The sequence below is a fragment of the Roseivirga sp. 4D4 genome, from assembly GCF_001747095.1.
GTDB lineage: Bacteria > Bacteroidota > Bacteroidia > Cytophagales > Cyclobacteriaceae > Roseivirga.
Genome location: NZ_MDGP01000001.1, coordinates 4,194,547 through 4,218,429, shown reverse-complemented (window position 1 = coordinate 4,218,429; position 23,883 = coordinate 4,194,547). Strand labels below are relative to the sequence as shown.

General features: G+C 41.1%; 20 protein-coding genes and 1 tRNA gene. 10 read left to right on the top strand and 11 right to left on the bottom strand.

Annotated elements, in window-relative coordinates; translation table 11 throughout:
• Positions 1-38 precede the first annotated feature (38 nt).
• Positions 39-1,145: a carboxypeptidase-like regulatory domain-containing protein gene (locus BFP97_RS18495; protein WP_083262659.1), complete on the bottom strand. Its 1,107-nt coding sequence runs from the start codon at positions 1,143-1,145 to the stop codon at positions 39-41.
• A gap of 121 nt (positions 1,146-1,266) precedes the next feature.
• Positions 1,267-1,953, bottom strand: coding sequence for a class I SAM-dependent methyltransferase (locus BFP97_RS18490; protein WP_069843841.1), 687 nt, complete (start codon positions 1,951-1,953; stop codon positions 1,267-1,269).
• Positions 1,954-2,268: 315 nt separating this feature from the next.
• On the opposite strand from BFP97_RS18490, the gene BFP97_RS18485 reads away from it, so the two are divergent.
• The 4 genes from BFP97_RS18485 (at position 2,269) to crcB (ending at position 6,200) form a co-directional block, all read left to right on the top strand.
• Positions 2,269-4,737, top strand: coding sequence for a DUF5916 domain-containing protein (locus BFP97_RS18485; RefSeq protein ID WP_139135372.1), 2,469 nt, complete (start codon positions 2,269-2,271; stop codon positions 4,735-4,737).
• 157 nt (positions 4,738-4,894) lie between these two features.
• Positions 4,895-5,386 (top strand): ACP phosphodiesterase, encoded by a 492-nt coding sequence (locus BFP97_RS18480; RefSeq protein WP_255399511.1) that lies wholly within the window; start codon positions 4,895-4,897, stop codon positions 5,384-5,386.
• On the top strand, positions 5,383-5,826 hold the full coding sequence (locus BFP97_RS18475; RefSeq protein ID WP_069843839.1) for a hypothetical protein: 444 nt from the start codon (positions 5,383-5,385) through the stop codon (positions 5,824-5,826). The genes BFP97_RS18480 and BFP97_RS18475 overlap by 4 nt, the downstream gene beginning before the upstream one ends.
• The gene (gene crcB / locus BFP97_RS18470) at positions 5,826-6,200 is read left to right on the top strand and encodes a fluoride efflux transporter CrcB (protein WP_069843838.1); all 375 of its coding nucleotides are present in this window, start codon (positions 5,826-5,828) and stop codon (positions 6,198-6,200) included. The genes BFP97_RS18475 and crcB overlap by 1 nt, the downstream gene beginning before the upstream one ends.
• On the opposite strand, the gene BFP97_RS18465 is transcribed toward crcB, so the two are convergent.
• The 6 genes from BFP97_RS18465 to BFP97_RS18440 form a co-directional block, all read right to left on the bottom strand.
• A complete protein-coding gene (locus BFP97_RS18465) occupies positions 6,197-7,249 on the bottom strand; it encodes a M42 family metallopeptidase (protein WP_069843837.1) in 1,053 nt (350 codons plus the stop codon). The two genes, crcB and BFP97_RS18465, sit on opposite strands and share 4 nt — an antisense overlap.
• Before the next feature lie 56 nt (positions 7,250-7,305).
• Positions 7,306-7,839: a hypothetical protein gene (locus BFP97_RS18460; protein ID WP_069843836.1), complete on the bottom strand. Its 534-nt coding sequence runs from the start codon at positions 7,837-7,839 to the stop codon at positions 7,306-7,308.
• Between the two features lie 151 nt (positions 7,840-7,990).
• Positions 7,991-8,596, bottom strand: a complete 606-nt coding sequence (locus tag BFP97_RS18455) for a hypothetical protein (RefSeq protein WP_069843835.1) — start codon at positions 8,594-8,596, stop codon at positions 7,991-7,993.
• A gap of 153 nt (positions 8,597-8,749) precedes the next feature.
• Positions 8,750-9,589, bottom strand: a complete 840-nt coding sequence (locus tag BFP97_RS18450; protein ID WP_139135371.1) for a molecular chaperone — start codon at positions 9,587-9,589, stop codon at positions 8,750-8,752.
• Positions 9,590-9,596: 7 nt separating this feature from the next.
• Positions 9,597-12,539 carry a hypothetical protein gene (locus BFP97_RS18445; protein ID WP_139135370.1) on the bottom strand — a complete coding sequence of 981 codons (2,943 nt, stop codon included), beginning with the start codon at positions 12,537-12,539 and terminating at the stop codon, positions 9,597-9,599.
• Positions 12,540-12,848: 309 nt separating this feature from the next.
• Positions 12,849-12,932 (bottom strand) — tRNA-Leu (locus BFP97_RS18440).
• A 127-nt stretch (positions 12,933-13,059) separates the two neighbouring features.
• On the opposite strand from BFP97_RS18440, the gene BFP97_RS18435 reads away from it, so the two are divergent.
• From BFP97_RS18435 to BFP97_RS18415, 5 genes are all read left to right on the top strand, one after another.
• A complete protein-coding gene (locus tag BFP97_RS18435) occupies positions 13,060-13,743 on the top strand; it encodes a LiaF transmembrane domain-containing protein (protein ID WP_069843832.1) in 684 nt (227 codons plus the stop codon).
• Between the two features lie 11 nt (positions 13,744-13,754).
• A complete protein-coding gene (gene ggt, locus BFP97_RS18430; RefSeq protein WP_069843831.1) occupies positions 13,755-15,440 on the top strand; it encodes a gamma-glutamyltransferase in 1,686 nt (561 codons plus the stop codon).
• A gap of 27 nt (positions 15,441-15,467) precedes the next feature.
• Positions 15,468-16,340 carry a hypothetical protein gene (locus BFP97_RS18425; protein WP_069843830.1) on the top strand — a complete coding sequence of 291 codons (873 nt, stop codon included), beginning with the start codon at positions 15,468-15,470 and terminating at the stop codon, positions 16,338-16,340.
• 196 nt (positions 16,341-16,536) lie between these two features.
• Positions 16,537-17,895 carry an amidohydrolase family protein gene (locus tag BFP97_RS18420; protein WP_069843829.1) on the top strand — a complete coding sequence of 453 codons (1,359 nt, stop codon included), beginning with the start codon at positions 16,537-16,539 and terminating at the stop codon, positions 17,893-17,895.
• A 2-nt stretch (positions 17,896-17,897) separates the two neighbouring features.
• Positions 17,898-19,601, top strand: coding sequence for an amidohydrolase (locus tag BFP97_RS18415; protein WP_069843828.1), 1,704 nt, complete (start codon positions 17,898-17,900; stop codon positions 19,599-19,601).
• Between the two features lie 11 nt (positions 19,602-19,612).
• Here the strand turns inward: BFP97_RS18415 and BFP97_RS18410 are convergent, their stop codons facing one another.
• Genes BFP97_RS18410 through BFP97_RS18400 form a run of 3 tightly spaced genes read right to left on the bottom strand, consistent with a single transcriptional unit; the run spans position 19,613 to position 23,191 of the window.
• A complete protein-coding gene (locus BFP97_RS18410) occupies positions 19,613-20,212 on the bottom strand; it encodes a toxin-antitoxin system YwqK family antitoxin (RefSeq protein WP_069843827.1) in 600 nt (199 codons plus the stop codon).
• Positions 20,205-22,865 (bottom strand): ABC transporter permease, encoded by a 2,661-nt coding sequence (locus tag BFP97_RS18405; RefSeq protein ID WP_083262657.1) that lies wholly within the window; start codon positions 22,863-22,865, stop codon positions 20,205-20,207. The genes BFP97_RS18410 and BFP97_RS18405 overlap by 8 nt, the downstream gene beginning before the upstream one ends.
• Entirely contained in the window at positions 22,865-23,191 is a 327-nt protein-coding gene (locus BFP97_RS18400) for a PadR family transcriptional regulator (RefSeq protein ID WP_069843826.1), read from the bottom strand. The genes BFP97_RS18405 and BFP97_RS18400 overlap by 1 nt, the downstream gene beginning before the upstream one ends.
• A gap of 187 nt (positions 23,192-23,378) precedes the next feature.
• Here BFP97_RS18400 and BFP97_RS18395 point away from each other — a divergent pair, with 187 nt between their 5' ends.
• Positions 23,379-23,843 carry a GNAT family N-acetyltransferase gene (locus BFP97_RS18395; protein WP_069843825.1) on the top strand — a complete coding sequence of 155 codons (465 nt, stop codon included), beginning with the start codon at positions 23,379-23,381 and terminating at the stop codon, positions 23,841-23,843.
• The last annotated feature ends 40 nt before the right edge of the window (positions 23,844-23,883 follow it).

The following is a 23,883-nucleotide window of genomic DNA, read 5'->3' as shown; positions in this document are numbered from 1 at the left end:
ATTTTTGATCAATGTAAAAAAACATTTTCAGACATGAGTCAATTAACAGGCACGTAGTCTGTCGGCAAGAGGTCGTAAATTCCTCTTTTAGACCAAAAACCCATTAAAGCAATCGCTCCAGGATTCTTAACCACACCATTCTGGTAAACAAACAGTGGCTCTTTCAATTTGATTTGACTTTTTTGAGATGTCTTAGAATCTTGTTTCCCCAAGAAGGAAACCTCAAGAATATCTTCAAAATCGATCTCATATAGACCCTCTGAAACAAGATAAATGATGTAATTTTCTTTTGAATCTTTTTCTATATCTCGCTTATCCACAGATTCCACCGGACGATTTCGAGGAGCCAATGCGATTGAGTTCTTAGTCTGACGCAGCCAATTATCATTTGATTCAAAATCCGCATTGTATACTGTCATACTAGCCTCATAACCCTCTTGTTGTATCCTATCTTCAATCAAGGATTTAAAAAAATGTCGCATTGAACCTAGATAAGCTCTACTCCTATTTTTGAGCCATTCCTCTTTTTGAGTTTCGCTTTTAGACTCCATCTCAATGAATTGAGAATAACCGTGATAGAGGTAATTTTTGCCATATTCAAATTCAGTTAACTGAAAATAAATCTTGTAACCCAAATGGCTGTTAATTATGTCCAAAACCGGCTCGCCCTCAACTACAAATTTTTTACCGCCCCTGCCTTTGAAATCAAGCATATACTCATTCTCAATTTCAATCAGACTGGGTTCGTAATTTTCACCATATAGGAATTCCCTAAAACCTTGAAGATACCTCTCCCTTCTCCGATTCTTCTTTGCATTGACCTCAACTGACCCCAAAAAACGAGCACTTTCCTTCAGCGCAGCATCAACCGTAATTAGTCCTTTGAAATTCTCTATGTCAAACGCTTTTGATTCATAGCCAACAAAGGAAAATATCAGACGGAACTCAGTTAGTCTAATTCCATCAATCTTGTAAAAACCATTTATATCAGTGAGCGCGCCTAATTGTGTGCCGTTGACAAAAACATGAACTCCTTGAATAGGCTGACCTGTTTTTTCATCTTTGACCCTACCCTTTATACTACTTTGGCCTAATAGCGTAGTAGCAATAGACATGAATAAAAGGAAGGAAAAGCAGAACTTCATAAAAGCTAGGTTTTGACATTCGACATATTTGTTTCAACTAATTAAATAGTAGAATGTTTCAATTTAAAATTGAAACAACTCAATGTTAACCTAGCTTCGAGATACTTATATCGACTAATGCTTAAACCCTAATTAGACGGGCAAGGTACTGACCATTCTCATCAGAGTGTAGGAAGTAAACATACCAACCCAGTTCGTATGCTTTTGTGGCTAATGTATCTTTATCAAAATATACCCAATCAAACCATTCTCCTTTGCTCCCTTTGTACTCATATTGAAAGCTGACCTCTCCATAATATCGATCCTTAGGTACGACTTCATTTTCATAGAGATACTTGACATCACTGCTGTCCAACACTATTTGACCATCGGGCTTTAAAAGTTTATCCGCTTGTTTTAAGAAAGCCTCCAACCGATCGATTTTACCAATAAAACCAATGCCGTTCATCAAACAGATCAATGTGTCGTATTGACCATCCTCGATATCAAAGAAGTCCACTCGCCTAGCTTCTTTGACCTTTGATTCTTGCATAATATCGACTGCCTGCTGATTAATATCAATTGCCGTGACTTCGTATCCCAACTGTTGTAAACAAATAGCATGGCTACCGGTACCTGCTCCAATATCTAAGACATGTCCCTCACAAATTGAAAGAGCCATCTTTTCCAGCTCTGGCATTTCGTCATATTCCCGAAAAAAGTACCATAACGGCATTTCTTCGGGTTCTCCATAAGAATTATGAAGTATTAATGGAGGGACTTCGTCCTTCTTAATAAAGTCGATTAAGGCAGTTCCATAGGGATCCATGCCTCAAAAAAGAGGAGATCATTTGTCATATCAAAATCATACCTCTAATCATACACAAAACAATGTTCCGCCCTCCAATTTATCCGCAAAATGAAACACTGATTTTCATCAAAAAAACAAAGAATAATTGCCCTTCTGTTAACAAGCCATTACAGAACATAAATCTCTTATTTACAATCACTTATCGTTCTCCTACCGCTCACACCAAAAAACGGTCTTTTAGGATAATTTTCTTTCCTGTCTCGAAGAACAAATGACACCTTTGTCTGTTGATACATTGGTATGGTAAAAAGGTCGGTTCGAAATAGTATCCTCATGCTAGCAGTGTTTTGCTGCTCTTTAAATGTCTTTGGTCAAGACACTCAGCTTCAAAAGAAATCATTCGAAGCTGTACGGGCTGTTGACAAAATAAAGGTTGACGGCATATTTGATGAAGCTTCGTGGGGATGTGCTCCCGTACTTACCGACTTTGTTCAAAGACGCCCTTCACCAGGTATTGCCTCGGGCAGAAAATCAGAAGTGCGTTTTGTGTACGATGATGAGGCCATTTATATCTCAGCAAAACTTTACGAGAAAAAAGATCAGGTTTTTAACCTTCTGACGAATAGGGACAACATCGGTGACTCCGACTATTTCGGTGTAGTTATAGATCCTTTTAAGGCAGGCCTCAATGGCGTAGGCTTGTTCGTGACGGTGGCTGGTGTGCAATACGATGCCCTTTACTCAAATGGCGGTAATGAAAGAATTTGGAGAAATGATAACGACTGGAATGCAGTATGGCTTTCAAGCACGAAAGTTTTTGAGGACCACTGGACGGTAGAGTATAAAATTCCATTTGCCGTGCTTCGCTTCAAATCGAGTGACATTCAAGACTGGGGCATCAATTTCTTCCGAAAGTCTACCTTTTTGAATGAAGACTCATTTTGGAATCCAATTGACCCAGAAATTAATGGTTTCTTAAATCAAGCGGGTGAGGTAACCAATCTCGAGAATATCGAGACACCGACAAGGCTTTTCTTTTACCCCTATGTGTCGACAGTAATCAGTCGATCTACCGAATCCGGTTTTGCCACGCCTCAATTAAATGGTGGTATGGATATCAAATACGGCATCAATGACGCCTTTACACTGGACATGACCCTTATCCCAGATTTCAGTGGGGTTCGGTCTGATAATCAAGTCCTAAATCTTTCTCCATTTGAGGTACGATTCGATGAACAAAGGCAATTCTTCACAGAGGGCGTAGAGTTATTTAACAAAGCAGGATTATTTTACTCTCGCAGGATCGGAGAATCGTTTGGGAATGTGACAGAAACCCTTGGTGAAAGCGAAAGCATTATCTCCAGACCTGCTGCAGCCCAATTGATCAACGCGAGCAAAATCACAGGAAGAACAAATAGCGGGCTTGGCATTGGCTTCTTCAATGCGGTTACTGACAGAACCTTTGTCGAAGTAGAAGACTCCGAAACAGGAACAGTTCGACAGGTAGAGGCCGATCCGCTCACCAACTTCAACTTATTGGTGTTAGACCAAAACTTAAAAAACAACTCGAGTGTAACCCTTACTAACTCCAATGTTTGGCGAGGAAAAAATGCTGATGATGCCAATGTGACGGGTTTAAACTTGAACCTAAGAGACAAGACATTGTCTTGGCAAGTTGGTGGCTTTTATGGGTACAGCCAGGTAATTTCTCATAATGAGGAAACAGCTACGAGTTCAAACAAAACAGGCTACAAATACAACTTAAGTGTTGCCAAAACGAGGGGCAACTTTCAATTTAATGTGAGGAGAAATGTTGAGACGGATGATTACGACATTAACGACTTAGGATTTTTAAGACGTGCCAACCGAATTGAACATGGCGGCCAAGTGTCTTACAATCAATTTAGTCCAAAAGGTATTTTCAATAACTGGTCAATAAGGCTCAACGGAAACTTCAATCAGCTCTATGAGCCCAATACATTTACAAACATGTTTGTAAACCTGAACCTCAATGGGCGTTTCAAGAATTTCTGGTCAGCGTCAGCTGAGGTAGGCGGTAGTCCAAGAGCGAGTCATGACTTCTTTGAAGCAAGAACCAGTGGTTATGTCTTCACCCGCCCTAACAACCAGCGATACTCCGTCTCGTTAAGAACTGATGGTAGAAAGCTCTTGAGCGGCAATGGGCGCTACAGAGTAAACATTCGTCCTGAATGGGATTTTGTAGAGCAAAATTTCAATGTATCAGGGACTATTAGAATTGGACAAAGGGCGGAAATTAGTCATCGCGTTGAAGTGTTGAATAGAAAGAATAATCGTGGCTATGCTACTCGCTTGTACAATGACTCCGGAGAACTGACCGATGTAATCTTTGGTGTAAGAGATAGGAAAACATTGACCAACATTACTGATGCTCGTTACATCTTCAGTAATCGAATGGGGGTTACCTTTAGGTTAAGACACAATTGGGATAGAGTGGAATATAGTCGTTTTCTGGAGCTGACTGAAGACGGTGAACTCTTAGAATCTGATTATACAGGCTTAGACGCTGACACTAACGATCCACTTCATGACAGGAATTTCAACAGATTTAATATCGACATGGAGTATAACTGGCAATTTCTACCCGGTAGTGAAATCAGGGCCATCTGGAAAAGATCTATTGGTACTAATGACTTTAATACACAACTCAATTTTTTCGAGAATTTCGACAATACTTTATCTGCACCTAACTTCGATACCATCACCATCAGACTGGTATACTTCATCGACTACCTAAACGTGAAGAATTTCTTTAGGAAGTAAGCATTGTTAATGGTTACAGACCTTAATACCTTTAGTCAAAACCATTGACATCAATTACTTAGCCCACTTATATCTTTCTGGTAACCATGAGCAATTAAAGGTTGGCAACTTTATTGGTGACTTTGTAAAAGGCAAACAGCACGAAGAACTAGCCCCAATGATAGCAAAGGGAGTGCTGCTACATCGCGAAATCGACCTTTATACAGATGCTCATCCCATTGTTGGCCTGAGTAAGGATAAATTGAGAGGTAAATACCGACATTATTCTGGAGTGATTGTCGATATGTACTATGACCACTTTCTGGCGAAGAATTTCCATTTGTACTCAGATGTATCACTAGAAGACTTTGTGCAAGCAAGTTATGACACCATGCAAGCACATTGGGATGTGATTCCTCCAAGAGGTCAGCATATGCTTCCCTATATGATCAAAGGGAATTGGTTGGTTAACTACGCCAAACCTGAGGGTATTCATCGGGCCCTTCAAGGGTTATCAAGGCGCACAAAGTTTGAATCGAAGCTAGAATTGGCCATTCAGGATTTATATGAACATCATGATAGCTTTGAAAATGAGTTCAAGGACTTTTTCAAAGAGATTGAACTACACATTTCTCAATTCCGAGAAGATTTAATTAATTCGTCTCAATGATAGTTTCTAAGCCAAAAAGGACCACCATCTTTTCCCTTGTCGTTTTTACTTTGGTTTGTGGTTTTGGATCGCTTTACTTCTTACGTCAAATATTAAGTGATCCTGAAGGGACATGGCGATACATTGTGTTCGGCATTTTGGTTTTGACTACTACTATACTCCTTTCAAAACTTCTTTTTGGCTATAAGGTCATCAAGATCAGTCGTGATCAAGTCCATATTTACTACCCCTTCAGGTTTTTCAAAACAGTTCAAGATATTGGCAACCTAGGTGCTTGGCAAGAGACCATCGTCAATACAAATAAGACCGAGTTCAAACAACTAAAACTGGTTTTCCTGAATAAAGGCTACGTCAAATTGAGCAATCAGGAAAACAGCGATTACGATAAAGTTTATAAATATATTAAGCGAAAAGCACCCAAGAAGGAGGTAAAAGAATAATGCTTAAAAACCTCGTTATAGTGGCCATTGGAGGCGGTATAGGAAGTGCACTGCGCTATCTACTTCAGGAAACACTACATAGGCAAATTGACAACTTTGAGCCTTATGGCACCTTTGTAGTGAATATTTTAGGATGCTTATTATTGGGTTTACTCGCAGGCTATGCAGAACAGGAAAGACTAATCAACACCTCCGTTAACCTGCTACTCATTTCTGGCTTCTGTGGTGGTTTTACCACATTCTCAACTTTCGCCCATCAGGGCCATACACTTTTCATTTCGAATAAGCCCTTCCAAGCAATCCTCTATATAGGGCTTAGTGTAATTATTGGATTGCTAGCCGCATACTTTGGTTACAGGCTTACGAAAGCCTAGTGAGACCAATCGTGCTGGTCAAGGTTCTCCAGACTCGCCACCAAAAGATCAATCGCGCCCTGAATGTCTTCTTTATGTGCCATTTCAATTACCTGATGCAGGTGTCTTGTTGGAATGGAAACAGCCCCTGAAATGGCACCGTCCTTACCCATTCTTTGAACGCCTGCAGTATCAGTACCACCAGCAGTGAGAATTTCTGGCTGCCATTTAATGTTCTTCTTGTCAGCAATTTTCTTCATGTAAGCCACCATGCGGTAATCACAAATGGTTGAAGCGTCCATAATCTTGATTGCTGCTCCTTTACCAAGCTCAGTAACCATCTCATGAGGCTGTGCGCCTGGCAAATCAAAAGCTATGGTTGTGTCTAACCCAAAACCAAAGTCCGGATTGATAGTATGGGCGGAAACATTCGCTCCGCGAAGACCAACTTCTTCCTGAACAGTGAAAACACCATAGACATCATAAGGTTGGTTTTTTAAGGCTCTCATCGCTTCTATTAATATGAAAACGGAAACTCGATTATCTATGGACTTACAATTGACACAATCCCCCATTTCAATAAGCTCACGCTCACGAGTAATTGGGTCGCCAATTGAAACCACTTTTTCCACCTCCTCTTTTGACATACCCAGATCTATAAAGTAGTCGGCAGTCTTAGCAACTTTTGTTCTCTCTTCTGCCGTCATGACATGAATTGGCTTGCTACCCATAACGCCAATAACATCCTCTTTTCCATGGATGATCACTCTTTGAGCTGTTAACGTCTTTGGATCAAAACCTCCTAACGTATGGAAGCGTACAAAACCGTTTTCATCGATGTGTGTGACGATGAAGCCAATTTCATCCATGTGAGCGGCTACCATCACCTTTTTGCCCTCTGGGTTGTTAGTGCCTTTCTTTACCGTAACAACATTACCCATATTGTCCACAGAGACTTCATCAACCAAGGGACTTACTTCCTGAATGACCAAGTCACGAACACGTTTTTCAAAACCAGGGGCACCGGCTATTTCACAAATAGATTTAAGTAGGGACACATTAATACTCATAGCAAAAAGGTTATGCCACGAATATATAAGGATTGTAATTGAACAGGAAGGGAGTACTATAAATCTTCGGCAACTGTAAAAACTACGGTAAGACTATAAATACCTGGAGCATAGTTAATACCTGGAGTAAGTTTATAACTCACACGAAATTTATGAGTAAAAGGATCGGCTATTGGATCACCTGGATCGTTAGTACCAACTCCGGTACCAATAGAAATGTCATTTGCAGTGGAGCCTATCAGGTAAGTAGGAGTAGAAATATCTTGAAGAGCAAAAAAGGAGGATTGCTGGGAAGTACGCCCAGGGCTATCAGCACGTATTTCAAGAATACTGACTGGAATAGAGGTAGTACCGGAACTAGAGTAGGTCTCTATTAAGTCCCACTCACCCGCACTAAATGTTTCAGTACCTACATATAAGTCCCAGTCAACAGTTGTGTCTATGGTGAATTCTGTCGCATTACCCAGAACTACACCACTTGTGTATTGGCGAATGGTGTTAAAGGTGAAGGACAGATCAGTTCCTTTTGTTATCTCCAGATTTAATGTCTGCGCAGAGATGCCAAAAGAGACTGTTATATGCAGAACCATTAATAATATTATCGGTCGCAGCATGACTAAAGTTATGAAAATAAAAAGAGGTAACAATAATGTTACCCCTTTTACCAATCAACATAAATCGAACTAACTTATTTACTACGTATTAGTAAAGGTTATTTTATTAAATATTCTATTCTTCTTCTTAAAGATCTTCTGCCAAAGTATAGATAAGATTCATTCCGTAGTATCCGGCCTGATAAGTATCTAATCCTGGAGAAAGTCTGTAGTCTACTCTGAATTGGTGAGTGTTAGGAGAAGTCAGGTAAGTACCTGCAGCACCTGGAGTATCACCAGCATCAACGATACCACCGTCACCAATAATAGCAAGGTTGTCAGTACCAGTTAATGAAGTAAAACCACTTCCAATTAGAGAGTTACCAGCAGCATCAATAGCTCTGATTCCAATAATACTTGAAGGAACAGAAGGGCTACCAGCTAAAGAGTAAGTAGTGAATTGTTCCCAAGTCGCAGTCTCAGCATTTACGTGTAAATCCCAAGGTACAGTAGACTCAACTCTCAATTCAGTTACGTTAGTCTTAGTAATACCATCCACATACTGAGGAATAGTACTGAAGATGAAATCCACGTTAGGATCCGTCAATAAAGTCAAATCAAGAACACCTTGCAGCTCCAAAGAAACGTAAACGTTCTCGTTGTCTGTAGGAAGCTGAGCAAATGCGCTTGAGCTTAATGTGAAGGAAGCAACAGCAACTACTGCTAACATCCTAAGTTTAAATACATTTTTCATAATAATAATGTTTAGGTTAAAAGTTTCGACATGTGAATATATGGACTTATTTTCATATATAAAAACATTCAGCAAAAAAAACTGATCTTTTTTTCTCTGACTGCCTTATAATCAAGTAAATAAGCTTCATTCGATCAACTGCCATTTATGTTATTAATGTTGATTTCCTTTTTGTGGTATTAAAATTTCCATTTCTGCTGCCTCTACTTCTTCCCTATTTCCATAGTCCATCACAGCCAGTACGGAGTAGCGCCCTGGTTTAATTCGATCAGGTGGAATAGAAAAGACAGTATTGCGGACTCCCGCTGGTAGCATTGTAAATCCTTTAGTAGTTATTCGTTCAGTCTGACCTGTGGTTAGACTCGTTAATTCTATATATGAGTTGCAACGCAAGAAGGTCTCCCCTGCATTCTTCATCTCAATAGTAAATAGATCATCAGAGTAATCTAGAGATAGAATCTCTCCTTTGGATTCAGTCACCATAGGAGGTGTTTGAAAAACATATACTCCGAACCTATAAGACTGATTCACTCTAACCGTTAATGTTTCTCCATCCTTCCCTTCTATTTCAGGAGGTGCTAGCCTTACATAGGCAACTGCCCACCTAGCCAGTAGTGCTGATGAGTCCGCAGGAACATCCATTAGTATTCTGACATCTTGAGATTCACCTGGACCTAATTGAAATACTGAGGGAGTTGCACTCAACCAATCGGCACAGCTTCTGCTCACCTCTCCTTTACCCATGAATTCACTCTTACCCTGAAGTGTTGCCTTGAAATCACCAAAGTTTACTTGAAACCCCTGCATCTCATTCGAGCTATTAGTCACAGTGATCCTTCCGCTGGCAGATGCTCCGGGAGCAACTTTGAAGTTAATTCGTGTTGGCGATGTAGAAATCTTTTGCCCGAAAGCATCCAGACCTGTACTTAACATTATAAGTAGCACGAACCCTAAACTTCTTACTACATTCAATAAAACATTAGACCTTGACATATTTGAATTAATTATTATCAAACTTTTTAATATTTATCCTGCGATTCTTTTCTATTAAATAGAATGTCAATTGATAATTGGCATTCGAGTTATTAATCTCTAACGAGTAGTTGTCTTGAGCAAACTGTAATCTCTTATCAATCCCAGCTCCACTGGCTCTGATTGTATACTTACCAAATGGAACAAATATTCTAAACCCTCCTGACCCATCAGTAAGACCTGAGTATACTCTTTCGTCCTCACCGACTGCAGAAATCCTTATCTCGTCCAAATCGACTTCTTCGACCAAAGCAGAGTAAGTAGCTTTCTGTACAATTACTCTACCATTTATTTGTACCCCTCGGGTCAATGGTATGAATACCGTCTCATCCTTAGCGAGTACCAAAGGTGTGTCATCAGGATTAAACCATCCTTCGGAATCCCCTAGTACCTGAGACTCTATACTGTAGCTTCCCATGTTTAGGTTCTCAAAAAGGGCCGAACCAGTTGCTCCTGTTATGGCTGACTTACCATTTATTTTGATCAATACATTTTGTACAAAGTCCTCACCACTGTCTCTGACACCATTGCCATCCAGGTCTTTGAAAACCGCAACTTTGATTTTATAGCTCTTTACCCCAGGTCTTCTAAAAGCAAAATCTTTCTTTACTCCTATTCTTAAAAAGAAGTTAGACTGTTTAAAAGTACTCAAGACTCCATCTACTCCTTGTTGAGCGTTAAGAGATGTCAACGGACTCTCCCCTTGGTTGATCATAAGAAGTTCAGTGCCTAATGTAAACGTGTATCCACTCTTGGCATAATAAGACAAGTCTTGGGATGCGGTTACCCTCCACCTGGCAAGAACTGACTCATAAGAAGAATTGAATCTTGGCCGGATTGAAAGACCAATCTTTCTGAAATACATTGTGGCAAATGCTGAAATAAAAACAGATTGTGGGTTTAATCCGTCATTTACTATTCTAAAGTTGTCCGTTATCGATGCAGGTCCATAATTATATCGCACAACGGCATTGAGGTTTTTATATTTCAGACGATTCTCCCACTGAGCCACCAAGTAAGGATCTATATCTTCATAACCAGGAACTTTCGAGAAGCCTGCGAAGAACTTGGAAAACAATCTAAAATCTCTACGTTTCCCTCCAGAAGAATAACTCAAGCCAGCTCCAGAATTTTGAATTTGTAAGCCTAGTAGCTCTTCATCTGTATATCTAGGGAATAGTCTAACCGTGCCGAATTCTGTTCTCCATTCATACCGTAATTCATAGATATTCCTTCTCCTTAGATCATTGTCGAATGTAAAACCCCTGATGATAGATACAGGTCTGGATTCATTAATGGCAGCTCTTAGGCTAACAGATCTATTATCCTTCAAGGTATACCTCAAATTGACATTACCGGATTTAGAGCCTCTCTGTAGTGCCAGGAATGAGGGCGAACTGTAATTACCTGTCAAAGCTATGTTCAGTTTTCCAACACGACCACCATACCGAAGTTCCGCACCATAACCTGACACTTCAAAAACACTATCTGGATCGAAAGTATCTGTCTCATTACTGATACCAGCGGCTAAACCAATATTATGATACTTAGAAATTCTGTGATCAACCTTCAATCGATATAGATCACCATCTTTGAAATTGAACTCATCTTTACGGTTCACCATTTGAACCTCTATATTGGAATTTCTCTTCAATCTGTACCCCAGTCTAGCACCATAAAACTTTAGGTTGTTAGCGGCTAGCCTACCGTTTCTATTGGAATTTCCAACGTAAATACCACCAATCTCAAATTTTCCAAGCCTAGCCTGGGCTTTAACACCCTCGCCATTTAATAAGAGTCCCATATTCTCTCCTATATTACCAGCAGCCACCAAAAGCTTGGGTGATGCATATTGAAGGAACCTATTAGACGGTAAAAAGTCCGTACCTGAAACTACATTACTGGTAACGATCGCCTGATAGTTATATCTAACGTGACGTTGTCTACCCAAATCAGCTTCTCCCTTAAAGTCTAAAGTGAAGTTTGTGAAGTTGGATAATAGGTTATAAGAATTAAGCTCTACGGAAAGTGGGATAATCGAGCTTCCTTTATCATTCTCAAACTTTACCTTCTCACTTAGCTTCACAAAGTCAACTCTTCTACCCTTGACCTGTTTTTTATTTTCTGGATTCGCGGCCTGAATTTGAAGTCTAAACAAGCGCTTTTCATCGAGATTGGTATTTTCATCATCTGGCCGATCGGTAAAGAAGTATCCCTTTTCTTTTCGGTCCAAGACTTTAACCTTTACCATAAAGGAAGTATCAATACCCACAGGCAGCTTCAATAGTGTAGTGTTATCCCTAAAAGCCTTACCATTTTCATCCATGACCTGAAGCTTCACGTCCGGGGTAAACGTAACACGAATGTCTTCTACAGCATTACCATTATTTTGTAATCTGACTCTTACCTGAGAACTATCCGAATCGTTAGGAAACACTACCTGACGGTCGCTAACGGAGAGTTTCCATGCTGAAATCTTTTTAATCTCTAGTGTCCAAGGAGTTGATGCCAGTGCATTACCAAATTCAGAATAGGCTGTGGCACTTATAAAATAGTTCACATTACCCGCTGTTTCCCTTGATGGGACAAGCCTAATGGGTATAAACATGGAGTCTTTGGAAGCTACAGTGTGAATCTTATTAACATCATTGATGACTTTCCATCCTTGAGGGGATGCCAAATCGACACTGAAACGAATAGGTTTAGAAGTATTATTGACAGCTTTCACTACGTTGCTGACCACTTCATCATCGACAGACGCAGTCTCTCTCGACTTCAAGAAGTCGAGTCTAAAGCCAGTGTTGAGCACATTAGATTGGGCGTTCACCTGTGAAATGGTGAGAATTCCAATTAATGCACCAATCACAGTCACGGAGAGAAATCTCCAGAGGCTGGGAAGACGCGTAGTCAAAATAAGTTAGTCCTTTGATGTTAGGTATTTCAAATATATGTAATAACTAACGATTTCTCACAATTTACAATCACCTAATTCCGTTGCTGAGAGCAGTTTTTTTGGACTTTTGGACCAAAACCCCATGCAAATGGCAAACTTTTGCATGTATAAAAAGATGATTTTTGATACAATAATCCTTTTGCAAACAACTCAAAGGACAAAATTATTGTCTGGGATAGCCGGTTTTGACGAATTATTAATCTCCATGAAAAACTCTGTTAGAACCATTGAGCCTAAATAGAAAGAGCTCCTGAACAGGAGCTCTTGTGCGCACGAGAGGAGTCGAACCTCCACGCAAGTTAATGCACCACCCCCTCAAGGTGGCGTGTCTACCAATTCCACCACGTGCGCATGTGGTTAAGGGATGCCAAAAGTAAATAAGAATTGACCGAATTCAAATAAGAAAGACAGACCTTTAATCAATTGATCTTTGCTTGGGGCTTTCTAGTTTTCTAGATTTAAATTTTACATTGCTCAAATGAATAAACTCAATAAGACAACTCTTCTAGGAATCATCTTTATTACCATCGGATTGGTCTTCGCGATGAATAATTTTGATATCATCCCATGGCATGTCAGACGTTACATTTATCAATGGGAAAACATCTTAATGCTCGTTGGTATTTTTCTGATACTCACAGACGAAAACAAACGTGTTGGGGGAATACTCTTTGCTATAGGGCTCATATTCGTAATTGATGACTGGTTCTATATTGATGTGTCGATTTGGGATCTTTGGCCTATAGTATTCATTATAATAGGAGTTACAATTATTAGAAGAAAAACGTCAACGGCAGAAGGTATGGATGATGGGAACGTGCAAGACAGAGATTTGATTGATGATACTGCCATTTTTAGTGGAGGCGATAAGGTCATCAACAGTCAAAATTTTAAAGGAGGGAATCTAACTGCCATTTTTGGTGGTTCCAATATAGACCTCACTACATCAAAACTCTCCCCAAGTTCTGCCAACATAGAAATCTTCTACCTTTTTGGTGGAAGCAAAATTAGAGTCCCCCAGGACTGGAATGTAGAATTAAGGGTCACCAGCATCTTCGGAGCCATGACTGACAAACGAGTCATTCAAGACAATTCAGAGAACCCGGAAAAACTATATATCAAAGGACTGGTTGTTTTCGGAGGAGCAGAAATTACCAACTAATTAAATCTCAGATGAAGAAGTTCATAGTCGCCTTACTATTGGCATCAACCATCGGTGCAACAGCACAAGACAGAATAACTGGCCACAAATTCGCCACAAGGTCTGAAGTTATAGCTCAGCACGGAATGGCCGCAACCAGTCAACCTCTGGCTACTCAGGTCGCTTTGGACATATTAAAGAAAGGCGGTAATGCGATTGATGCGGCCATTGCGGCCAATGCAGTCCTAGGCCTAGTCGAGCCTACTGGCAATGGGATTGGCGGTGATCTTTTTGCCATTGTTTGGGATAGTAAAACACAAAAGCTCCACGGGCTAAATGCATCCGGCAGGTCGCCTTATGATCTCACTCTTGAGTATTTCAAGAATAACGGCTACAAAAGTATTCCAGCTTATGGCCCGCTACCTGTTTCGGTACCTGGTGCTGTAGACGGTTGGTTCGAGTTACACGAGAAATTCGGTTCTCTCGGTATGCAAGAAATCCTTCAGCCAGCGATTGACTATGCTAACAACGGCTTCCCGGTAAGTGAGCTGATCGCCTGGTATATGGAAAGAGGTGCAGCAAACCTTCAAAGGTTTCCCGGTTTTAAAGAAGTCTACATGCCAAATGGCAGCACGCCTAAAAAAGGTGAGGTTTTCAAAAACCCTGCACTTGGGAGTACATTAGATAAAATTGCCAAAGGAGGTCGTGATGCCTTTTATAAAGGCCCTGTGGCCAAGACCATTGCTGACTATATGGAAACACTGGGAGGTTTCTTGTCTGAAAAAGACCTTGCAGATCATACATCCGAATGGGTTGAACCTGTCTCTGTGAATTACCGAGGTTACGATGTTTGGGAGCTCCCTCCTAATGGCCAAGGAATTGCCGCCTTGCAACAATTGAAAATACTAGAAGGCTATGACCTAAAATCTATGGGTTTCGGTAGTGCCGAATACATTCACACTTTTACGGAGGCTAAAAAACTGGCATTTGAAGACAGAGCAAAATTCTATGCCGATATGGATTTCTACAAAACGCCTGTCGATTGGTTAATCTCTGATGAATATGCAGCAGAGCGTAGAGAACTCATTAACCCAAACCGGGCAGCTCGTTCTGTTCCCGCGGGTAGGCTTAAAGATGGCGACACTATTTATATGACTGTAGCAGATAAGGATGGCAATATGGTCTCACTTATCCAAAGTAACTATAGAGGTATGGGATCTGGAATGACCCCTCCTGGCCTAGGTTTCATCCTACAAGATCGAGGAGAACTATTCTCTCTGGAAGAAGGACACGCCAATGTCTATGCACCTCATAAAAGACCTTTTCATACCATCATCCCTGCCTTTATTACCAAAGACGGTAAACCTTGGGTGAGCTTTGGCCTAATGGGCGGTGCAACACAACCACAGGGTCATGCCCAGATTGTAATTAACCTCATCGACTTTGGAATGAACTTGCAAGAAGCAGGCGATGCACCGCGTATTCTGCATACAGGGTCATCTCAGCCAACTGGTGAAGTCATGACTAATGGTGGCACCTTGCAATTGGAAAGCGGGATCGACTACGAGGTAATCCGAAAACTGGTGCTCATGGGACATAGAATGTCTTGGAATGTAGGTAGCTATGGTGGCTACCAGGCCATTATGTGGGACGACAAGAACAAAGTCTACTATGGAGCCTCAGAATCTAGAAAGGATGGTCAGGCAGCTGGGTATTGATGAAAACTATAGGCTACTCATTATTACATGAATTTAAAATTCAAAGAAGATCATAGCCATTTCGTAACCAAATTAGACAGCCTTATCCAGTATGGTCAGTTGATAGTTACGGACTGTCAAATAAAAAACAGCTACTCTTTCCTAAAAGATAAAACAACTTGGAAAACGCAGGTAATCAGTTTCTTACGAAAAGAACTATTGCCTGATGGAGAAGAATTCATTAAGATTTTTCAAAGGAAGAACACTGACCCTCTATCAGAATTCATTTATGACCAAGAAGAGTTGTCCTTTGAAGACCTTGAGATTAAAGTAAGTAACCTGAGTTATATAAAAAATCTCGTTCCAATGATAGGTGGCCTCTTATCAAAAAGCACTAAATCAAAGCCTAAGTCTATTCAAGACAAACTTGATTTCATCCTTTATCAGATTAATAGAGATTTTAATAACCTCTATTACTCAATAGAAGACATCCTCTACTTTAATTCAATTCCTTATCGAGATGACGAACCGGAGGAATTAGCAAATCACCTCACAAAAAAGAAGTACGTTTCTCAGAAGGAGTTTCATAACACCTGGGTAAAAATCACTGTAACTGGTGCGGCCTATATAGAAAGGAAAACAAGAACTCAAGAGACCAAGAGAAAAAGTACCTCACAGAAACATATTGATCAAAGAATTGATGAGATCATCATTAGGCTCAAGAGTCTTGGACATGGCCAAGAAATCATTTTTGAGGAATTAGAAGAACTAAAAAGCCTGAACAAAAAGCTATCCAAGAAAAACTGGCGTCAAATACTTCAAGGGAAACTAGTTGATATGGGCATCAAAGAGCTTTTAGATAAGGAAACAATCGGATCAGTCTTTGAAGCTCTCACTGATGAAAAACTAAGACTACCTTAGTCTCAATCAGAGTCTCCTATAAGGGACTCTGATAAAGGATTAATCAAAACTCCTCTCTTAATTGAGAGTCCTCTGCTAGAGACTATGATAGCGGTTGATTGAATCATCAGCATTTATGATTCAACCCCAATCAAATAAAACACATCCCAAATACAGCCTAAGTTTACTATCTTGATTAGACCAGAATCTAATCATCATGAGAAAGCTTTACTTTTTAATCTCCATATGCTTGGTGGTTTCTTATACCCAAGCGCAAGAAGCTGACTTCGCCTTTACCCATGTGAACCTGATCACTATGGAGTCGGAGACAGTTTTAACCAATCAAACAGTCTTAATCAAACAAGGAAAAATTTTCGCCATAGGCAGTTCTGAAGACATCTCCGCAGACCTTGCGGGCACAGTAGTAGATGGTACGGGTAAGTACCTAATGCCTGGCCTAGCCGAAATGCACGCCCATATTCCTGGTAATCGAGATATGGATTTACTTCAAGAGACCCTATTTCTCTATCTATCCAATGGTATCACCACCATTAGAGGAATGCTAGGTCAGCCTTATCATATCGAATTGAGGGACAAAGTAATATCAGGAGAAATCTTAGGTCCACGAATCTATACTTCCGGACCTTCAATCAATGGCAATTCCGTGAGGAGTGTTGAAGAAGCGCAAACAAAAGTACGCGCTCAGAAAGAAGCGGGTTATGACTTCTTGAAAATGCACCCTGGATTGACACGAGTGAATTTCGATGCCGTGGTCACCACTGCAAACGAAGTTGGGATTCCCTTTGCAGGCCATGTCAGTACAGGAGTTGGGGTCAGAAGAGCCCTCGAAGCTAAGTACGCTTCGATCGACCATGTAGATGGCTATATCGAAGGGATGGTTCCTTCCTCTATTCGTGTGAACCCCAATGCTAATGGTTTTTTCGGAGTCAATTTTACAGACATTGTAGACACCGATATCAGCGAGGAGCTTGTAAAACTCACATTAGAAAATGATGTCTGGATAGTTCCTACCCAAGCCATGATGGAGAGATGGATTGGTCCAGAAGACCCTGAGGTTATCGCTAAGAACCCAGAAATGAAATACATGAACCCAAGGACACTCAATAACTGGGTTCGCACCAAGAAGGGAATTATTGGGGCTCCTAATTATAAAGGAGATCAGGCACTGAAGTTCAACCAAATCAGAAGGGATATTATTAAGCAAATGCATGAGGCAGGCGTCAAAATACTATTAGGTTCTGATGCTCCACAAGTTTTTAATGTACCAGGGTTTTCCATTCAACGTGAACTCGATGCCATGGTCAGAAGCGGACTGACTCCTTACGAAGCATTGTATGCAGGAACTGCCAATCCAGCTGTCTTCTTTGGTGACCCGGGAAAATACGGTACGATTGTCATCGGAGCTGACGCAGATCTAATCCTGGTAGACCAAAACCCTCTTGAAAACATTGCCAATATGCGTCAACAATCTGGTGTAATGGTTAGAGGAAAATGGCTACCTAGTCGAGAAATCGAGCTTAGTCTTGAGCAAATCGCTAACAAATATTCCAAATAGCCATGAAGTTCAAAAATCATCTCATTGTATTGATCGTTTGTGCCATACTTTCAGCATGCGGGAGTAACACAGAATCCGTAGAAGCCTCCTCTGAATCTCTGCTCCTATTTAATGGAAAGGTTTGGACGGGCAATGATGCTCAGCCATGGGCAGATTGGGTATTGCTTGAAGGAGATAAAATCAGCAAAGTTGGTAACGGCAACAGATACCCTTCGGCAGACCGGCAAATTGATTTAAAAGGAAGACTTACACTTCCTGGCTTCAATGACTCTCACGTACATTTTTCACAAGCCGGAGCCTTACTCTTGGGTATTAACCTGCTGGATGTGAATGACGATGAAGCCTTTATTGCCCGAGTAAAAGAAACAACAGATAGATTACCCGATGGAAGTTGGATCACACGAGGTGATTGGGGAGCCTATGAGGCATGGAACATGGGCTCCGAAGGAAGTAATAGAAACCAACAAGACTGGCAGCCACGAAGAACGCTCATCGATGAATTGACACCAGACCATCCAGTACTAGTGACCAAGTATGACCGGACAGAAGGCATGGCCAATGCCATAGCACTCGACTACCTCGGGATTGAATCCAAGGACGGTATTCTTAAAGGGGATATTCTCACTAGTGCGCTAAGACAAATTCCCGAGAGCTCCTTTGAAAGAAAGCTTGCCGAGTCAAAGCGAGCCCTGGAAGAGTGTGCTAAATGGGGTGTTACCACAGTCCAAGACATGTCGCCACTGGATCGGGTTGATATTTATAAGTACTTACAGGAAAGGGATTCACTTATTACAAGAATCAATTTTAGCCCTTCACGTTTGAGCGAAATCTACAATATGATGGAGCAAGGCTGGGTAATAGACTGGGGTGAAAACCCTGCGCCAGCTGGAGATGACTACATCACCTTCGGTACAGTAAAAAGTCATATTGACGGTATCATGGGAGGTCGAACCGCTCGTTTCTTTGAACCATATGCTGATAATACAATCGAAAACTACATGTGGCGAGGAGGATGGCGAGAGTTCTCTAAAAACCTTCCCGAATTTAAAAGAATGCTGATCCAAGCCGATAGCGGTGGTATTCAGTTAAGGGTACATGCCATTGGAGATGAAGCCAATTCAATCTTACTCGATGTGCTAGATACTCTCGATCAGGTAAATGGCGCCAAAGACAGAAGGTTTCGTTTAGTCCATGCTCAGGTGATTGCCGAGCAGGACTTTGAACGTTTTGCAGGAAGAAATATCATTGCAGAAGTTCAACCTTATCATGTCACAGATGATATGCGTTGGATGGAAGAACGGATAGGACATGAAAGATGTAAAGGTGCCTATGCGTTCAAAACGCTTGAAGATGCCGGATGCCAACTGGCTTTCGGTTCTGATTGGCCAGGAACTAACGCCAGTTACTATCCTATTAATCCACTCTACGGATTATACGCTGCCGTCACCCGACAAACGGTGAATGGTCTACCTGAGGAAGGCTGGTTTCCTGAGCAAAGAATTGGGCTTGAATCAGCCATCAAAGCCTACACTCAGGGATCGGCATTCGCTACTTTCGAAGAAGATGTAAAGGGCCAAATCAAGGAAGGGATGCTTGCGGACATTACAGTCATAGACACCGATCTGTTTGAAACTGAGCCTTCGGCATGGCTGAAAGCTCAGTTTGATTACACCATTGTGGGTGGAAAAGTGGTGTACAAAAGATAAACCGCTTTTCCTTAATACTCCTCAATAAATACTTTGGGCTTTTTACCACCAGCTGTTGTCCTATACTTCCAAGATCCTAAACGCTGGTGGTCTTTTATTTGTCCCTCCATTCTAAGACTGGAAGTATCAGCAGCAAATGGCCAAACCCATTTACCATTAAAGGATAAGCCGTCCTTATCGTAAAACTTCCAATCACCTATCATTTTGCCTTTGTGATAACTCCCTTTTGCCGCAATTGTGCCATTCCGGTAATAAAAAATAGCAGGACCATCTTCAAGGTGATTAAGAAAGGTTATTTCTTCTGCCAATTGGCCACTCTCATACCAAATCTTATAGAGACCTTGAAGTTCATCTCTGATAATCGTGGCCTCAAAATAAGGGTTCCCATTTTCATGATACCATTTCCAGTATTCCACATCAGCAGTATCATATTTGGCAGTCATCCATTCTCTACCATTCTCCCAATAAATTAGGTCTTGAGACTTTTTAGCCCCATTGAAAACCTTCTTCCATACTTTTTCAGAACCAGGGTAATTAGTTCTGACAGTATCTTGTCCTTTGAGCGAAAAGGTGACAATCAGCAATAATAGGATCAATAGTTTTCTACTCATCTCTCAAAGCACTCACTGGGTTCCCATTGGCTGCACTAAACGATTTGAAGCTTACCGTAATAAACGCAATCACCGAAATCATCAGGCCACCCAAAACGAAAATCTCTACGCCAATGCGAGTTTGATAGGCAAAGCTTTTGAGCCATTCCTGCATTAGATAATAACCCAAAGGAAACGCAAGCATTATCGAAATCAGAATAAGCTTTGCGTAGTCCTTAGCCAGAAGTAGCACCAGTTTTTGAGAAGATGCCCCTAGGACCTTACGAATACCAATTTCTTTTCTTGATTGCTCGGTAGTAAATGAAACCAGCCCAAAAAGCCCCAGACAAGCCACAAAAATGGCAAGGCCTGCAAAGCCAATGAATACCGTATTGAATTGCTGGTCAGCTTTATACTGCCGATCGAAACGTTCATCCAAAAAGAAGAAGTCAAAAGGGTTATCAGGGTAAATTTCGTCCCAGGCGTTCTCCACTTTTGAAAGTACACCAGCGTAGTCGTTAGTGCTGATTTTGGCTGCATAATAAGCTGCCTGTCTTCTTCTGTTATAACTGAATATAACGGGGTCCAGGCCTTGCTTGATAGTCGCTTGATGATAGTTGCCCACCACCCCGATTATTGTCGATTCATTCGGCCTATTTGGATTAATTTTCTCACCGATGGCTTCCTCAGGGCTTGAAAAACCCATATGCTTAACAGCGACCTCATTCAGTACCACAGCTGCTGTATCGGTAAGCATATCTTTTAAAAAGGATCTTCCTGCTATAAGCTCTACGTCAAACAGTTGAATAAAGTCATCGTCAATACCCACTCTATAGCAATCTCTAAGCTCTTCAGGATAATACTTGGAGTTAAATCCACTGATACTAAAGTTTTCAATGCCTGGTACACTGCTCGACATAGTGAAGCCTTCTAATTCAGGCATCCCTTCAAGCATGTTCCTAAAAACCTGGATTCTATTCTGAAGGTCATCATCACTGGTTCCGGAAGAAGGTGCTTGTAAGACCAGTGTTTGTTCAAGATCGATTCCCAGATCATAGCTCCGCATATAATTCAGCTGCTTGATTACCAAAAAGGTCCCAAGTATTAGTGTTATAGAAGCTGTGAATTGAAAGACAACCAGTAATTGGCGAAAGCCAAACTTCTTTTTTCCATTTCCTAAACTACCCTTCAAGACAGCCACAGGATTAAATGAGGTGAGTACCAGTGCTGGATATAAGCCAGAGCAGAGTGTCCCGATCAGCACGAGTATGAACAAGCCCCCTAAGACTGTCGGACCAAACAGCAATGATTGTTCTAGTGTAATATCCATTGCCTGATTGATCAAAGGCCTGAGCAAGGCAACCAGAGCAAGTGAAGCCAACACAGCGAACAGGTTATACAGGAAAGACTCGACTAAGAATTGAATCAGAAGATTGGATTTGCCTGCCCCAACAACTTTACGTACTCCCACTTCTTTAGCACGCTTAATAGCACGTGCCGTAGCAAGATTAATATAGTTTACCCAAGCAATAATCAGTATCAACCCAGCGATAATGACTAAGAAGTAGATTTGTTGTCCTCCGCCATTTTCGCCCATATCCCAGCTAAGTCCAATAGACTCAAGGTGTACATCTCCTACTTGTTGTGACCAGAGTACTTCTCTAATGCCGCGTTGCGCATAAACCTCAGCCTTCTTGCCGTCTAGGTAGGTTTCAAGTTTCTGATCCAAGGCATCTTGACTGACACCATCCGCGACTTTCACGAACGTATAGAAGTCGTACCAACCCCAGTTACTAATAAAATCTTCATATCCTCCCCAAGTCTTCAAAGAAGTAATGAGTTCAAATTGCATGTGCGAATTCTCAGGAAAGTCTTCAAAAACCCCAGTCACCTTCAATTCGGTAGTACCACGCCAAAATATTGACTGTCCTATAGGGTTTTCATTACCGAAGTAACGTCTAGCTGTAGATTCAGACACCACAATTTGACTCGGTTGTGATAACACGTTTTGCCGATCACCATCAATCAACTTGAAACCGAACATATCGAAGAAGTTCTCATCTGCTAGTACAGCTTTGTCTTCATTATATCGAATCAATGTACCGTCATCCTGACGCACGCTATATACGCCACCACCAAAAGGTAAAATGCGCGCAGACATCTCGACTTCTGGTAAGTCGGTAAGTAGATTAGGACCCACAGCGGCATATACAGGCGCACTTTTAGTTTTCAATTCCCCCTGTCCGTACATATCCATGACCACGCGATACGTTTTATCGGCTTTTGGGTGAAAATTATCATATGTGATTTCTTCCAACACATGGAGACTAATCAGCAGACAGGCCGTGATCCCCACTATAAGTCCTGACAAATTGATAAAACTGTAGCCTTTTTGCTTTCTGAAGTTTCTCAGGCTAACGAGCATGTAATTCTTTAACATTGCGATTTGATTTGAGTTATATGACCTTTTGCCAAATGATGAGGGCCTGAAAAACCTAATCACATCCCAAACAAACCACCATTTGGCTTTGGTGGCTCCCACTTCCGTCTGTCGATAGTAAAATGCTTCTAACAAATCTCCTTGAATCTCATCCAAGAGACTGTTAGCACAATACCACTCTAGGAAGCGGTTGGCCCAGTTTGGGGGTGATATATTATCTGTTGGTCTAATCACTAAGCAGAAAAATTAAGCTTTGGCATCATATCCCATAGCTTCATTCGGTTTGACTGAATTTGCTCCAGCGTAGAAAGACCGACTTTGGTTACTTCAAAAATTCTCTTCCTTCTACCACCTCGTTCAGCAGTCGCTCCGCCCATCTTCGATTCAATGAGCCCTTTCTTTTCTAATCGTTTCAAAACCGTATGCACTGCTGAAATTGAAATGCGATTGTTCATATACTGTCTATAAGACTCCGAAACGGTATAACCATAGGCCTCATCGGGCATTACAGCCACAATTAGAAGAATGGTCTCTTCAAGGTTTCCTAGATTTTGATTCATATTTCTACAACTATTGTAGAACAAATGAAAAGAATTAAAATCATTATTACAACATTTGTAGAACTTATAGATTGGATTAATCTTCTGTTTCTACCACATCTTCTTAATCAGAGTCCTCTACGAGAGACTCTAATTGAGTGTAGAACTTATAGGTTGACTGGAGGGTAAAATTCCGCCATCTTTAATCATGTTTAAGGTGATCCAATTCCAGTCGCATCATGCTGAAGACTTCCGAAAAATCAGTGAAGAATGGATCAACGAGTTCTTGCGCCTTGAAGAACCCGATATATCGATTCTAGGGGACCCGAAACAACACATCATCGACCAGGGCGGTCACATATTCATGGCAGTCGATAATGACAATCAAGCAGTCGGCACTTGTGCCCTGGTCAAGCAATCCGAAAACCAATGGGAGCTCTGCAAATTGGGTATCTACAAATCGCACAGAGGGCACGGCCTAGGACAAAAATTGACACTAAGAACAATCGAACAGGCAGAATCTCTCGGTATTGAGCATCTGTATCTCGAATCGAGCAGCAAGCTGAAAACTGCCATTCAACTCTATAAGAAGCTTGGGTTTGTAGAAGACAAATCTTGTAATGAAGGAACATCCCAATGCGATATTAAGATGGTTCTTCATTTAAATACCTAATAATCTGGTTGATCTCAGAGTCCTCTGTGAGAGACTCTGA